This window comes from Streptomyces asoensis, assembly GCF_013085465.1.
Classification (GTDB): domain Bacteria; phylum Actinomycetota; class Actinomycetes; order Streptomycetales; family Streptomycetaceae; genus Streptomyces; species Streptomyces cacaoi_A.
In genome coordinates this window covers 1527862-1541578 of the sequence record NZ_CP049838.1, presented here as the reverse complement: position 1 = coordinate 1541578, position 13717 = coordinate 1527862, and the positions used below count along the sequence as shown (strand labels likewise).

At 69.9% G+C, this 13717-nt stretch carries 10 protein-coding genes; 6 read left to right on the top strand and 4 right to left on the bottom strand.

Translation table 11 applies throughout. The features are described from left to right. Positions 1-35: 35 nt before the first annotated feature. Entirely contained in the window at positions 36-497 is a 462-nt protein-coding gene (locus G9272_RS06840) for a hypothetical protein (protein WP_253267743.1), read from the bottom strand. A gap of 764 nt (positions 498-1261) precedes the next feature. Here G9272_RS06840 and G9272_RS06835 point away from each other — a divergent pair. The 6 genes from G9272_RS06835 to G9272_RS06810 all read left to right on the top strand — a co-directional run bounded on the left by G9272_RS06835 (position 1262) and on the right by G9272_RS06810 (position 11294). After that, a complete protein-coding gene (locus G9272_RS06835; RefSeq protein ID WP_171395692.1) occupies positions 1262-2257 on the top strand; it encodes a hypothetical protein in 996 nt (331 codons plus the stop codon). A 349-nt stretch (positions 2258-2606) separates the two neighbouring features. Then, entirely contained in the window at positions 2607-4244 is a 1638-nt protein-coding gene (locus tag G9272_RS06830) for a serine/threonine-protein kinase (RefSeq protein ID WP_253267742.1), read from the top strand. Between the two features lie 161 nt (positions 4245-4405). Beyond that, positions 4406-7264, top strand: a complete 2859-nt coding sequence (locus G9272_RS06825; protein ID WP_171395691.1) for a SpoIIE family protein phosphatase — start codon at positions 4406-4408, stop codon at positions 7262-7264. A gap of 143 nt (positions 7265-7407) precedes the next feature. Further along, the gene (locus G9272_RS06820; RefSeq protein WP_171395690.1) at positions 7408-8955 is read left to right on the top strand and encodes a sugar ABC transporter ATP-binding protein; all 1548 of its coding nucleotides are present in this window, start codon (positions 7408-7410) and stop codon (positions 8953-8955) included. Continuing rightward, a complete protein-coding gene (locus G9272_RS06815) occupies positions 8952-10061 on the top strand; it encodes an ABC transporter permease (protein ID WP_171395689.1) in 1110 nt (369 codons plus the stop codon). The genes G9272_RS06820 and G9272_RS06815 overlap by 4 nt, the downstream gene beginning before the upstream one ends. Positions 10062-10130: 69 nt before the next feature. Further along, on the top strand, positions 10131-11294 hold the full coding sequence (locus G9272_RS06810; RefSeq protein WP_171395688.1) for a substrate-binding domain-containing protein: 1164 nt from the start codon (positions 10131-10133) through the stop codon (positions 11292-11294). Between the two features lie 70 nt (positions 11295-11364). Here G9272_RS06810 and G9272_RS06805 read toward each other — a convergent pair whose 3' ends face one another. The 3 genes from G9272_RS06805 to G9272_RS06795 form a co-directional block, all read right to left on the bottom strand. Next, positions 11365-11781, bottom strand: coding sequence for a universal stress protein (locus tag G9272_RS06805; RefSeq protein ID WP_171395687.1), 417 nt, complete (start codon positions 11779-11781; stop codon positions 11365-11367). Between the two features lies 1 nt (position 11782). After that, positions 11783-13285: an APC family permease gene (locus tag G9272_RS06800; protein ID WP_171395686.1), complete on the bottom strand. Its 1503-nt coding sequence runs from the start codon at positions 13283-13285 to the stop codon at positions 11783-11785. A gap of 178 nt (positions 13286-13463) precedes the next feature. Next, on the bottom strand, positions 13464-13679 hold the full coding sequence (locus G9272_RS06795; RefSeq protein ID WP_062646259.1) for a DUF4177 domain-containing protein: 216 nt from the start codon (positions 13677-13679) through the stop codon (positions 13464-13466). Positions 13680-13717: the final 38 nt, after the last annotated feature.

Sequence of the window (13717 nt, the reverse complement as noted above, 5' to 3'; positions counted from 1 at the left end):
CTCACGGTGGCTTTTGCGACGCCAAAGTGGGGGCGTCACAACATATTCCCCTCGCCCGTGATGGCGTCACCAATCGACTCACCGGCCGCGACTGACCTATCGCCGTCAGCCCGGATCGGAGCGGGCGATGCAGTGCTGGCTGCCGATGACGGAACGGGACTTGGAGGCCCTGACAGTCGGTTCCGATCTCCGGTTACCGCCCGCCCAATGCTCCTTGCGGCCACCACTGCGCCGGCACCTGACGCCTGGGCCCCGCCCTCGCTCCGGCTGGCCGGCAATGCCCACAGCGAGAGAACCAGGCCGGCCAGTCCGACTACCGAACCGATCACGCTTGCTGCACGATCCGCTGTCTCGAGGTCACCCCCAATCGCCACCGCCACCAGGGCAATGGCCATGACACCCGAAAACACCGCAGCGCAGACGAGCACGGCCTTCTTCCATACCTGCATGCCGCCATTCTGTCCTGCCTGGTGAAGTGGTGTCAGGTCGATACTCACGATCCAGAACGCAATCCCAGAGCACTGTGTTCCACCACACCCGAAGGAAGATTGCTCTTCCCTGAAGCCCGAGCAGTCAGCTCCACGAGTCCGGCCCGTAGGTCGGCGGTCGGCTCACCAAGGACGATCGCGGGCCGGATCCGGTCCCAGTCTCATCAGTCCAGATGCGGTGGGGCAACTGTGGAACCGCCCTGGGCGCGCTCATCGGCTGGAGGCGCCGGAACGACTCTCGGGGGAGCGGGGCATCGGCAGTCATGGCGTGATCCTAAGGACGCACGACTTCAACAGGACAGTGCCTTGTCTCCAACTGGGCAGCGTGAACCTCGATCGTCTTGCGGACGCGTCCGCAGCTTCCCCCGGCGAGGTGGCGCAGATCGATACAACCTCGCTGGATGTCCTGGCCGTCCTGGAGGATGGCGTGACCGGCCGGATTGAGTTGTCGATCGCGGTCGTTGTCGCTACTCGGACGATCTCCGATGGTGCTCTTCGCCACTTGCAGTCAATGGGACGCGTTCGGTTCGTCAAGCGAAGTCATTGCGGACGCCATCCATCCTCCCTGCCCGGGCAGAGACGTGAATCCGCTTGTGGCGCGCCGACCATCCGTCTAACCTGCGGGCAGGCAAGGAGCCTGGGACAGTACCTGGGCCACCGCCGGTCATCTTGAGGTACGGAGCGTCGGAAAGCGCCCTCGCCACCACCTACTTCCATCCCTACGCACCCATCCTGTCCGGCTGTCGTCTGCCGGACGGGCGAAAGGTGTTCCCTTGACCATCTACTCTCAGCACGCCAACCGTGGGAAGACTCAGATCCTGGCGACCTACCAGGGTCCGGACGGTGTCGCATCCAAGACTGTGACGAGCCTTGGCGACTCTCGCCTTGCGGCTCCGATCGTCGACGCTCTCAATCGGATCTCCGCCTTCGCCACCGTCCCGGTCAGCGTTCACGACCGCCGGGAACGGCGTGTGGACTACTACCCGCGCAAGCACCTTGCGGCGTTGACGGACGCTGCTGCCCGTGCCGATCTTCTCAGCGGCGCCCACAGTCTGTGGTACGAGTACGTCTGTCTGCGGCTTCACCAGGCGCTGGCCGATCTGGAAAATGCCTTGGGGACTGTGCCCGACACGGTCAGCCGGGCGGTCCACTCCGAACTAGAGGTAGTACAAAGCGAGTTGCGTGCCGCCATCGACGATTTCTCGGGAACTTCCTCGGGACCTGAGACGGAGAACGAGCGCCACTGGGAGTTCGGCCATCCCTTCGTGAAGTATGACGACGGAATGGACACGCTGAGCGACGAGACGCGCGAACAGCTCGATCGCCGTGAGGCAGGGTTCACCACGGAGGAGCGGGAGAAGGCTGTCGCCGACCTCCGGGTGCTGGTCACAGCACACTCCCGGTGCACCGGTATGTGGGCCACACTGGATGACCCCAGCCGCGAGATCTTTGCGGAGCCGTACGACTCTGACGGTTTCTACATGACGGTCCAAGCGCCGGAACCCGACAATGACAACGGCTCCTGGGAGATCGAGATCGGGCGTTGGGAGCCGGACGATCCCGACGAAGAATACGGAGAACACAGCAGCGCGACGGGCAACACCGTGATCAGTTGTGCTCTTCCCGCTGCACCGGACGCCGACGGCATTGCGCACTTGCTGAAGTCTGTGGACGAGAAGCCGCTGCTGCTTGCCCAGTGGGCCGAGACGCCGGTGGGTGGGGCGCTCGTGGGGACGACGGTTATGGTAGCCAAGCGCCACGACTCCTGATCGGTGTCCGGAAAGGATGTCTGGCTGTCAGCGCGACGGATCAACTGCGGTCGACTTGCTGCGCACCTCACTGGCGCTGCAAGCGCCGCGGTTGTCGCGAGACGGGATGACCACGGAACCGACGATGGGTGAGCCTTCGCACTTTGGTTAGCCTGGGGTTGTCCTTACGGAGTTTGGTGGACGCCAACAAGGACAATGCCGACCGGCAGGTGCGGTTGAGCTTCCTGGGGTGAATACGGGAAGTTCGATTCGCACCCGGCGCCGAGGGCGGCGGCCGCTGCTGGGCTAGAGTCTCGCCTCATCCTCGGTCGGATGTTCTGCCCGGGACGGTGCGCTGGGGGTACGGCACGTGGGGCTCGAACGAATGGAACTGCCCGGGTACGAGATCCAGGAGGTCCTGGGTCAGGGTGGGTTCGCCACGGTGTACCGGGCCAGGCAGTTGGCCGTGGGCAGGGAGGTCGCGCTGAAGGTGGACAGCAGGGTGCTGTCCACACCGCGCGACCGGCAGCGTTTTCTGCGTGAGGTCACTGCGGCCGGGCAGTTGTCCGGGCACCCGCATGTGGTGCCGGTGTATGACGCCGGGGTCCTTGCAGACAACCGCCCCTACATGGTGCTGGAGTTGTGCCCCGGCGGCTCGCTCGGCGACCGGCTGCACCGGCAGGGGCCACTGCCGCTCAAGGAGGCGCGCGACATCGGGGTGGGCCTCGCGGACGCGGTGGCGGCCGCTCACGCGGCCGGGGTGCTGCACCGCGACATCAAGCCCGGAAACGTCATGGTCAACCGGTACGGCGGTGTGGCCCTCACCGACTTCGGGCTGGCGGCCATGCCCCGGCCGGGACATGAACTGTCCGTGACGCGGGAGGCGCTGACCCCCGCGTACGCGCCGCCCGAGGCCTTCCACCTGGCGGAACCCACCCCGGCCGGCGATGTGTACTCACTGGCCGCCACCGTCTACGCCCTGCTGCGGGGCTGTCCGCCGCACTACCCGGACGACGGGACCCAGCTCAGCCTCGCCGAACTGATCGTGCGCCACACCTGGCCGTACCCCGCCCTGCCCGGAGTGCCGGCGGCCCTCAACTCGGTTCTTCGGCACGCCGTGGCCTCGGACCCGGCCCAGCGTTTGTCCGACGCGGGCGCGTTCCGGGACGCTCTCGCCGCCGTCGATCTCGACGATCCGGACACCGTCGAGGCGGGTGCCGGCGGCTTCGGACCGGTACTCGGCATGACCACCGTTCCGTCGTACCGGGATGCGTCGCCCTCTCCGTACACGCAGCCGCGGGATGCGGCTCTGCCGTACGGGGGCGCCCCGCCGCCCGTCCGGGACGCGGGCCGTACGACCGCGGCCGTCGGGCCGGGCGGCGACGGCGACGGTGGGCGGAAGGGATCGAGGCGCCCCCGGCTGATCGCCGTACTGGCGGCCGTGGCCGTCTCGGTGAGCGTGTCGGTCACCGTGGTGACGTATCAGAACGGCCAGGACCACGGAGGCGGGGACTCCCGCTCGACAGCCTCCCCCTCCTCCGGTGCCACAGGCGAGAACAAGGCCGCGTCCGGCTTCGGAGGGGTGGCGACCACGACGGAGAACTGCCCTGCGACGGGCGTCGACGGTGTGGGCGGTCGGTGTGTCGCGACCCCGGAGTGCTGGAGCGGCATCACGGATATCTCGGGCATCATCACTGTCAGTCGCGCGGACTGCCGGACCAGGCATGTGTGGGAGACCTTCGCGATCGCCCCGCTGCCGGAGGACGGCATGACGAACAACGCGCGGGATCTGATCAAGCATCCTGACGTGAAGGCGCTGTGCTCGCAGCAGGTCATGGCCGAGTCCATGGTCCCTGGCGGCCGTGAGGTCGCAGACGAGTGGAACGTCGACATCCTCCCGCCGACAGCGTCGGAATGGGACAAGGGGCTGCGCGTCTTCCGCTGTGTGGCCGCCGCGGTCACGCAGGACGGGGAGAAGACCGGGAGCCAGTTCGCTGTGCAGGGGTGAACGGAGGCCCCTGTGGTGGTCGTGTGGCGGAGGGGCCCCGCCGGGTCACCGCACTCGTGAGGGACCTGTGAGCCGTGACTAGCGCCCCTGATGCCCGTATCCTCGCCCATATCGGATTATTTTCGTAAAACGTGGTGAATCGGGCACGGGTGAGGCGAAGCGTGGTTCGGTCCGGCGGGAAACCGAGGTCGGCGGGACGTGCTACAGACGGCACGGGGCCCGTCCGTTTCCGTGAGCGGTTTCTCCAGGGTGAGCCGGTGGATCAGGGCGTGCGCACGCCGATTCTGGACTCGTGGCAGCGCTGCCGGAACCTGGGCATCTCACCGGACCAGTCCGACCTTCCCTTCCTGGAGGATTTCGATCCGGACGGCAGGATCGTCCGCGTGGCCGTGCCGGTGCTCGACCGGCTTCAGGCCAAGTTCTCCGGTAGTGAGATCAACATCTCCGTCGCCGATGCGAACGGGACGGTCCTCCTGCGCCGTTTCGGCGAGGCGTCGCTGGCCAGAAGGCTCCCGGCGATCCAGAGAGTCCCGGGCTTCGTGTTCGCCGAGCAGTTCGCCGGCACCAACGGCATCGGTCTCGCCCTGGCCGAGCGGCAGCTCATCCGGGTCTACGGTGCCGAGCACTTCGCGGAGCGCTCCCAGGCGAGCGCCTGTGTCGCGCTTCCCGTCCGCGACCCCCTCAGCGGGCGCATCGAGGGGGTCCTGTGCTTCGGCTATCCGCGCAGCGCCGAGAACCCGGCACTGCGTGCCGTGATACGCAAAGCGGCGCGGGCCATGGAGCGGCGCCTGCTGGGGCAGAGTTCCGTGCGTGAGCGCGCTCTGTTGCGGGCGTACCTGACCACCGGAGCCGAAGCAGCCGTCGGCCTGCACCGCGGCATCGCGGTGGACGAACTGGCCCTCGAGCTGAGCTCCCGTGACCGGGAGATCCTCCTGGAGAAGGCCGCCGAGCTGGTATCCCGCGCGCAGCGGGCCGCCGTCGACGTGTCCCTGCCCGACGGGCGGCGGATCGTGCTCGTGAGCCGTCCCGTGACGAGTGCCTCCGGGGTGGAGGGCATCGCGGTCGAGGCCGTCCTCCCGGCCTTCTCACCGGAAGGGCCCCTGGTCATCCCGCGCCAGGTGGACGAGGTGCCGGGTTTCCCCGCCGAGCTCGCCGTCGTCTCTGCCGGTCCACAGGTCGCGCGGATCTCCGGCACCCTGCCGTCCGGACGCCTTCCCGACGCGGCGCCCGGCCGGCTCGCCGCGGGCGCCGAGGGCGTCACGGCCGATGGCGCCGACGGTGCCACGGGCGATCACCCCGCACCGTCGCCCTCGGCCAGAGGGCTCGTGCTGGTGGGGGAGCCGTTCGTCGGGGCATACGCCCTTGCCGCGCGCCGCCGCCTGGAGCTGCTGTCCGAGGCCAGCAGCCGCATAGGCGCCACCCTGGACGTGCGCCGCACCGCCGAGGAACTCGCCGAGACGGCGGTCCCGCGGCTGGCCGACTTCGTCACCGTCGACCTGTCCGAGGCCGTACTGCGTGGCGAGGAAGCCACCGACCCCCTCGACGACCTACGCCGTACGGTGGTCCACGGCATCCGCGACGACCTACCCTTCACCCCGGTCGGCAAGCGGACCGACTTCGGCGCGACCGCGCCCCAGCTGCGGTGCCTGGCCGGCGGACAGGCGGTGCTGGAGCCGGACCTGAAGACCGCCGCCGGCTGGCTCGCCCAGGACCCCGAGCACACCGAACGGCTGCTGGCTCATGTGCACTCCCTCATCGCCGTACCTCTCGTCGCCCGCGGTGTCGTCCTGGGCGTCGCCAGCTTCTACCGTGCCCAGGATCCCGCCCCCCTCGGGGACGACGACCGCTCGCTGGCCCAGGAACTCACCACCCGCGCCGCCCTGTCCATCGACAACGCCCGGCGCTACACGCACGAACGCACCATGGTCCTGGCCCTACAGCGCAGGCTGCTCCCGCACGGTCTGCCCGATCAGGACGCGGTCGAGGTCGCCCATCGGTACCTGCCCGCCGAAGCGGACGTGAGCGGAGACTGGTACGACGTCATCCCCCTCTCCGGCACCCGTGTCGGCCTCATCGTCGGCGACGTCGTCGGCCACGGCATGCTGTCCGCCGCCACGATGGGCCGGCTGCGCACCGCCGCACGCAGCTTCGCCGAACTCGACTTCCCCCCGGACGAAGTCCTCACCCACCTCGACAACCTCGTGGGACGCCTGGACCGGGAGGACCCCGACGGCGAGGGTGTCGGCATCATCGGCGCGACCTGCCTGTACGCCATCTACGACCCGACCTCGCAGCGGTGTGTGATGGCCCGGGCCGGCCACCCTCCGCCCGCGCTGGTCCGCCCCGACGGCGAGGTGTCGTACCCCGACCTGCCGGCCGGGCCCCCGCTCGGCCTCGGGGGGCTGCCCTTCGACGCCGTCGAGATCGACCTTCCCGAGGGCAGCCAGCTGGTCCTCTACACCGACGGGCTCATCGAGGACCGGCACCGCGACGTCGACGTCGTCCTGGACGAGCTGCGCGGGACCCTCACCCACGCGGAGCGCACCCCCGAGGAGACCTGCCAGGCGATCCTGGACACCGTGGCGCCCGCCCACCCGTGCGACGACATCGCCCTGCTCGTCGCCCGCACCCACGCCCTGGACCCCGGTCGGATCGCCACCTGGGAGCTGCCCGCCGACCCGGCCTTCGTCGGTGAGGTGCGGGCGTCCGCCCTCCGGCGACTGGCCGACTGGGGACTCGACGAGGCCGCGTTCGCCGCGGAACTGATACTGAGCGAGCTGGTCACCAACGCCATCCGCCACGGCACCGGGCCCATCGGGGTGCGGCTGCTGCACGACCGCACCCTGATCTGCGAGGTCTCCGACACCAGCAACACCGCCCCGCACCTGCGCCGGGCGGCCAGCACCGACGAGGGCGGGCGTGGCCTGTTCCTCGTCGCGCAGCTGTCACAGACCTGGGGTACGCGCTACCTCCCGGAGGGCAAGGTCATCTGGGCCGAATGCGGGCTCGACGGGGCGTGAGGACGAGGCCCGGCGCTCCGGGAGCGGCCCGCTGACCCGTTGGAGTCATGGCGAGCTGAATTGTCTGAAATGATGCAATTCAGTCGGATAGTATCCCTGTGATCGTCGGGAAGAAATCGCCAGGCCGACCCCCGGAGATGTCCGTGCACGACGCTCCCGACACGTCCGCGAAAGCGGCTGCGTCCTTCGAGGCGGAACCCCTGGTCCGTATCCGCGGGCTCGGCAAGCGGTTCGGCGGGACCCTCGCGCTGGCCGGGGTCGACCTCGACGTCCACGCCGGCAGCGTCCTCGCCCTCCTCGGGCCCAACGGTGCCGGAAAGTCCACGCTCATCAAGGTGCTCGCCGGCGTCCACCACGCCGACGCGGGGCAGATCACGGTGGACGGCCACCCGCTCGGGAGTCGGGCCGCCTCCCACAGCATGTCCTTCATCCACCAGGACCTCGGTCTCGTGGAGTGGATGACGGTCGCCGAGAACATCGCCCTGAGCACCGGATATCCGCGCCGCGCCGGACTGATCTCCTGGCGGCGGACCCGCGAGCGCTGCGTGGACGCCCTGCGTCTCGTCGCCGGACATCTCGACCCCGACGCACCGGCCGCCCGACTCTCCCCGGCCGAGCGTTCGCTGGTCGCGATCGCCAGGGCCCTGGCGGCACGCGCGAAGCTCATCGTCCTCGACGAGCCGACCGCCCGCCTGCCCGCCGCGGACTGTGCCCGGCTGTTCCGCGTCCTGCACACCCTGCGCGACCGGGGGCACGCCATCCTCTACGTCAGCCACCGGCTGGACGAGGTGTACGAAGTCGCCGACACCTACGCCGTACTGCGTGACGGCCACCTCGTCAGCCACGGCTCGCTGGCGGGCCACAGCCCCGCCCGTCTGGTGCACGACATCGTCGGCGAGGAACTGACGGACCACCACCCCGCCAAGGCTCCGGCCGACGGGTCGGCCGTCCTGACCCTCGACGGCGTGAGGACCGCCGGCACAGGACCGGTCAGCCTGGAACTGACGGCCGGGGAAGCCCTGGGCCTGGTCGGCCTCTCGGGCGCCGGCCACATGGATCTGGGCCGGGCCCTCGCAGGCTCCCGGCCCCTTCTCGACGGGCGGGCCCTTCTCGACGGTCGGCCGTACCGGCCTCGCACGGTGGCCGACGCCGTCGGAGTCGGGGTCGGCTTCGTGCCCGGCGACAGACTGCGGGAGAGCTGCCTCGCCGAGCTGACCGTACGGGAGAACCTCCTGGCCAACCCCCGCGCGGGAGGCCTGTCGGCGCTGCGCTGGATCAACCCCCGGCGCGAACGCGCCGAGGCCGTCACCCTGATCGAACGGTTCTCGGTACGCCCCCGTGACAGCGAGGCCCCCATCGCCACCCTGTCCGGCGGAAACCAGCAGAAAGTCATGATCGGCCGGTGGTTCCGGGTGGGCCTGCGCCTGCTGATCCTCGAGGAGCCGACCGCGAGCGTGGACGTGGGCGCCAAGGCCGCGCTCCACCGCCTGCTCGACGAAGCGCTGGCCGACGGCCTCGCGGTCCTGCTCATCTCCACCGACTTCGAGGAGGTGGTGGGCGTGTGCCGGCGCACCCTGGTCTTCGTCCGCGGGTCCGTGACGGCCGAGCTGAGCGGTGCGGCCCTCACGGTCGCCGGGCTCACCCGGGCGGCTTCGGCCATGCCCTCTCCAGGGGCCGGGACGAACCCATGAGCGCCCCGCCCTCCCCCTCCTCGCCCCGGCCACGACCGCGCCGACCGGGGCGAGCGCACGGCCCCGGGCACCTCATCGGCGCTTACGGCCTCCTGGCCCTCACCGCCCTGCTCGTCCTGATCTTCTCCCTCGCCCTGCCGCGCACCTTCCCCACGCTGGACACCGTCGACTCGATCCTGTCCAACCAGTCGATCCCGGCCGTCCTCGCGCTCGCCGCCATGGTCCCCATCGTGACCGGCGCGTTCGACCTCTCCATCGGCTACGGCCTCGGCCTGACTCACGTCACGGTGCTCCAGCTCGTCGTCCACGACGGGTGGCCATGGCCGCTCGCCTGCCTCGCGGTGATCGTCGGAGGGGCGGTCGTGGGCGTCCTCAACGGTGTCATCGTCGTGTTCGGCCGGATCGACTCCTTCATCGCCACCCTCGGGACCGGCAGCATGATGTACGCCGTGACCGGCTGGATCACCGACGGCGGCCGGATCGTCCCCGGCCCGCAAGGCCTCCCGGCCGCCTTCACCGACCTCTACGACTCCACGTTCCTCGGCCTTCCGGTCCCCGCCTTCTACGTACTCGCCCTCGCGGTCGTTCTCTGGACGGTGCTGGAGCGGCTGCCGCTCGGCCGGTACCTGTACGTCGTCGGCTCGAACCCGCGCGCGGCCGACCTCGTCGGCATCCCGACCCGCAGGTACACCGTCTACGCGTTCACCACTTCGGGGCTGATCGTCGGCTTCGCCGGTGTGCTGCTCGCGGCCCAGCAGCAGATCGGCAATCCGAGTGTCGGCCTCGACTACCTGCTGCCCGCCTTCGTCGGTGCCCTCCTCGGCTCCACCGCGATCAAACCCGGCCGCCCCAACGCCATCGGCACCGTGGTCGCCGTCGCCGTCCTCGCCGTCGGCCTCACCGGCATCGGCCAGTTGGGCGCCGACTTCTGGACGGTCCCGCTGTTCTACGGCGGCACCCTGCTCCTCGCCGTCGGCCTGGCCGGTTACGCGGCCCGCCGCCGCATGCGCACCGGCGCCTTCGCGGCCCGCGGTTCGCCCACCGTGCCGCCTCGGTCGCCGTCGTCTTCGACGCAGGACGGCGGCACAGCGGGCACCACTCCTTGACCACGCCGGGGGCACCACCTCCGTGCCCCCGGCCGCATCCTCCCGCTCGTCCCCATGTGAGGAGCTCCCGTGTACGGCAGCCGCAAAGCGACCCCCGGCGTCGTCAACGCTCGGCTCGCCGCCTGCGCCCTGCTGGCAACGGCAACGCTCCTCGCCGGCTGCGAACGCGGCTCGTCGGGGGGCCCGGGGGAGTCCACCCACGGCCCGAGCGGCTGCCCTGCCGTCCACGCCAGGGCCCAGGCGGCCGTCACCGGGGCGGAGGAAACCGACGTCCCCTGGAACGGGCCGACCAGCGGCCCCACGGCGGTGTCCGGCAAGTCCATCGTCTACGTCGCCCAGACCATGACCAATCCCGGAGTCGCCGGCGCCGCGAACGGGGTGCGGCAAGCCGCGCAGGCCATCGGATGGGACGTCCGGGTGATCGACGGCGGAGGCACTCCCACCGGTATCCAGGCGGCCATGAGCGAGGCCGTGGCCCTCAAGCCCTCGGGCATCGTCATCGGCGGGTTCGACCCCGACGCGACGTCGCGACAGGTCGCGCGGGCCAACGCGGCAGGCATCCCGCTCATCGGCTGGCACGCGGTCGCCGCTCCCGGCCCCAGTCGGCGGCCCGAGCTCTTCACCAACGTCACCACTTACGTCGAGGACGTGGCGAGAATCAGCGCGCGGTGGATCATCTCGACGTCCAACGGCCGTGCGGGGGTCGTGCTCATCACCGACGCCTCGATTCCCTTCGCCAGGAACAAGTCCGAGCTGATCAGGAAGGAGCTGGCCACCTGTCCGGGTGTGAAGGTGCTCGCGTACGAGAACATCCCGATCCCGGACGCGAGCAGTCGCACCCCGCGAGAGATCGCCTCCCTCCTCTCCCGCTTCCGGAGCAGGTGGACCCACTCCGTCGCCATCAACGACCTGTACTTCGCCGACGCCGCCCCCGCCTTCCGGGCGGCCGGTGAGAAGGGCTCAGGCCCGCCCTTCAACATCGGCGCCGGCGACGGCGATCCCTCCGCCTTCCAGCGCATCAACAGCGGGCAGTACCAGGCCGCCACCGTGCCCGAGCCGCTGTCCCTCCAGGGCTGGCAGATCATCGACGAGTTCAACCGCGCCTTCTCCGGCCGTCCCGCCAGCGGGTATGCGGCACCCGTCCACATCGCCACGGCCGACAACAGCGACGGCGCCACGAGCTGGGACCCGTCGGGCTACCGGGAGGCGTACCGGAGGATCTGGGGCAGGTGAGGCGGCGTCGGGGATGCGACCGGTGTGATCATCCGCCCAATGGTCGGCCTGCGCGGTTCTCTGCGGCGGCTCATTGTTCGGTCGGGACGCAGAGCACCGGGACGCTCGACAGGTGCAGGAGTTTGTGGGGGGTCGAGCCCAACAGCGCCCCGCGCATCGGGCTCTCGCCCCAGCTGCCCACCACGATGAACCTCGCCCCATGGCGTGACGCGGCGTCGACCAGCGCCTGCGCCGGTTTCTGGTCGATGATCTCGACAGTCGTGGGCACGCCCGCCGCCTCGGCCGCCGTGACGGCGTGCTCGAGGGCGATGCGTCCGGCCTCGCGGACGGCTTCGTGGTGGGCCCGGTACTCCTCGCCGCCCGGCCCCGGGGCCGCGGCGCCGTAGACCAGCACGAGGGGCTCACCGAACGCGGCCGCCGTCTGGATCGCGATGCGCAGGGCGCGTACCGCGCCGGGAGATTCGTCGTATCCGAGGACGACCGCCATCTCAGGACTCCTTGCCGGGGACGCCGTGGACAAGATCGGGGTCGGCCACGCCCGCGCGTTCCGACCAGAAGGCGGGTGACTTCAGCCGCCACAGCACCATGAGCACCACTCCCGCGGCGGCGATGCCGATGCCGATGACGAGCGGCGGGCCGACCCCGAGCCACGAGGCGCCGGTGTAGGAGTTCGCGGGGTCGGACATGTCGGAGACCGATTCCACCAGGAGCCATGCCAACAGCCCGGCGCCGACGAGAGGGCCGAGGCCGATGAGCACGAAGTAGCGGACGCTCTCCGTCAGATGGCGGCGGTAGTAGACGGCGCAGGCCACACCGGTGAGGGCGTAGTAGAACGCGATCAGCAACGACAGCGCGGTGAGCGAGTCGAAGAGCGCGTTGGTGCTGATCTGGTTGAGGACGAGATACCAGGCGATGGCGATGCCGGCGACCCACCAGGTGCTCACGTCGGGCGTGCGGAACCGCGGGTGGATGTGGGCGAAGTGCGCGGGCAGCGCCTGACGGCGTGCCATCGACAGCGCCGTACGGGACGCCGGGATGATCGTCGTCTGCGTCGACGCCAGCGCGGAGGTGGAGACAGCCAGCAGCACGACCCAGTCCCAGCCGTCCATCACCTTGCCGGCGAGCAGGGCGAAGATGAACTCCTCCTCGTCGGCGTTCTCCGCCAGGAAGGTCGTTCCGGCGTAGGCCACGACGGCGAAACCGACCGACACGTAGGTCACCAGCAGGATGACCGTCGACCAGACGCCCGCCTTGCCGGGCGCGGTGGCGGAGTCCTCGACCTCCTCGGTGAGATTGACCGCGGACTCCCAGCCCCAGTAGATGAACACGCCCAGCAGCAGGGCCCCGGTCAGCGTCGCGCCGCCGGCGCCGAAGGGGTTGAGCCATCCGATCGACGGTTCGACGGAATCGAAGGTGCTGGTGCCCGCGTAGACGCGGTAGAGGGCTACGACGACGAAGGCGAGCAGACAGACGACCTGGGCGAGGATGAGCACGTTCTGCACCTTGGCGGACACCTCGGTGCCGATGACGCACACGGCGGTCATCACGAGGATCAGCAGCACCGCGAGCAGCTGGCGTACGAAGTCGTTGTCGACCCAGCTGTCGAGGCCGAAGGCGAGCAGCGCGAAGCTCACGGCGACATCCGCCAGTGACCCGACGACCAGCACCCCGGTCATGGTGATGGCCCAACCGCCCAGCCAGCCTGCCCAGGGCCCCATGGCCCGGGTGACCCACGAGAAGGTGGTGCCGCAGTCCTGGTCGACCTTGTTGAGGTAGTAGAACGCCGACGCGATCAGGAGCATCGGCACGAACGAAGCGACCAGCACGCCGGGGGCGTAGATGCCCACGAGCGCCACGATCGGACCGATGACCGCCGCCAGTGAGTACGCCGGTGAGGTGGCGTTGAGCCCGATGACGAGCGCGTCGACGAAGCCGATCGCATTGGCCTTCAACCCGTCAGGTGGACGTGCGTCAGTGGTGTCGTTGGCCATGTTCCCTCGCTCCGGTTGTGCGTGAAGCCATACAACAGGGAGCTTTGCGACTTTCGATGCCATTGAGGGCTTATTGGCCACGGGTGTCACCGAGGGAACGCCGGAGGCGTCCGGACTCGGAGCCGGTGCCGCTCCACGGCCTTCCGCGGAGCGGCACCCGTAGGCAGGACCGCGGGTGTCAGCGGCGCGGACGCTCCAGCGTGAGGAGCAGGCCCTCGACCGCGCCGGGCCCGATACGGCCCTTGACGTCGGCGGACGTGATCGCCTTGAGGGCCCAGCCGTCCTCGGCGTGCTTGTTGAGCACCTTCTCCAGCTTGTCGCTGTCCAGCGCGTCGCCGATCAGTGACTCGCGGAAGGTGACGACCTTGTACTCGAGTGTGTGGGGACTGCTCATGACGGGGCCCTCCTGTGGATGGACTGGCTGCCGGAAAC

What these genes read in the sequence shown, in the direction of transcription:
- G9272_RS06815 (WP_171395689.1), top strand. Translation starts at nt 8,952, where the DNA reads ATGAGCGCCCCGCCCTCCCCCTCCTCGCCCCGGCCACGACCGCGCCGA.
- G9272_RS06805 (WP_171395687.1), bottom strand. Translation starts at nt 11,781, where the DNA reads ATGGCGGTCGTCCTCGGATACGACGAATCTCCCGGCGCGGTACGCGCC.
- G9272_RS06800 (WP_171395686.1), bottom strand. Translation starts at nt 13,285, where the DNA reads ATGGCCAACGACACCACTGACGCACGTCCACCTGACGGGTTGAAGGCC.
- G9272_RS06795 (WP_062646259.1), bottom strand. Translation starts at nt 13,679, where the DNA reads ATGAGCAGTCCCCACACACTCGAGTACAAGGTCGTCACCTTCCGCGAG.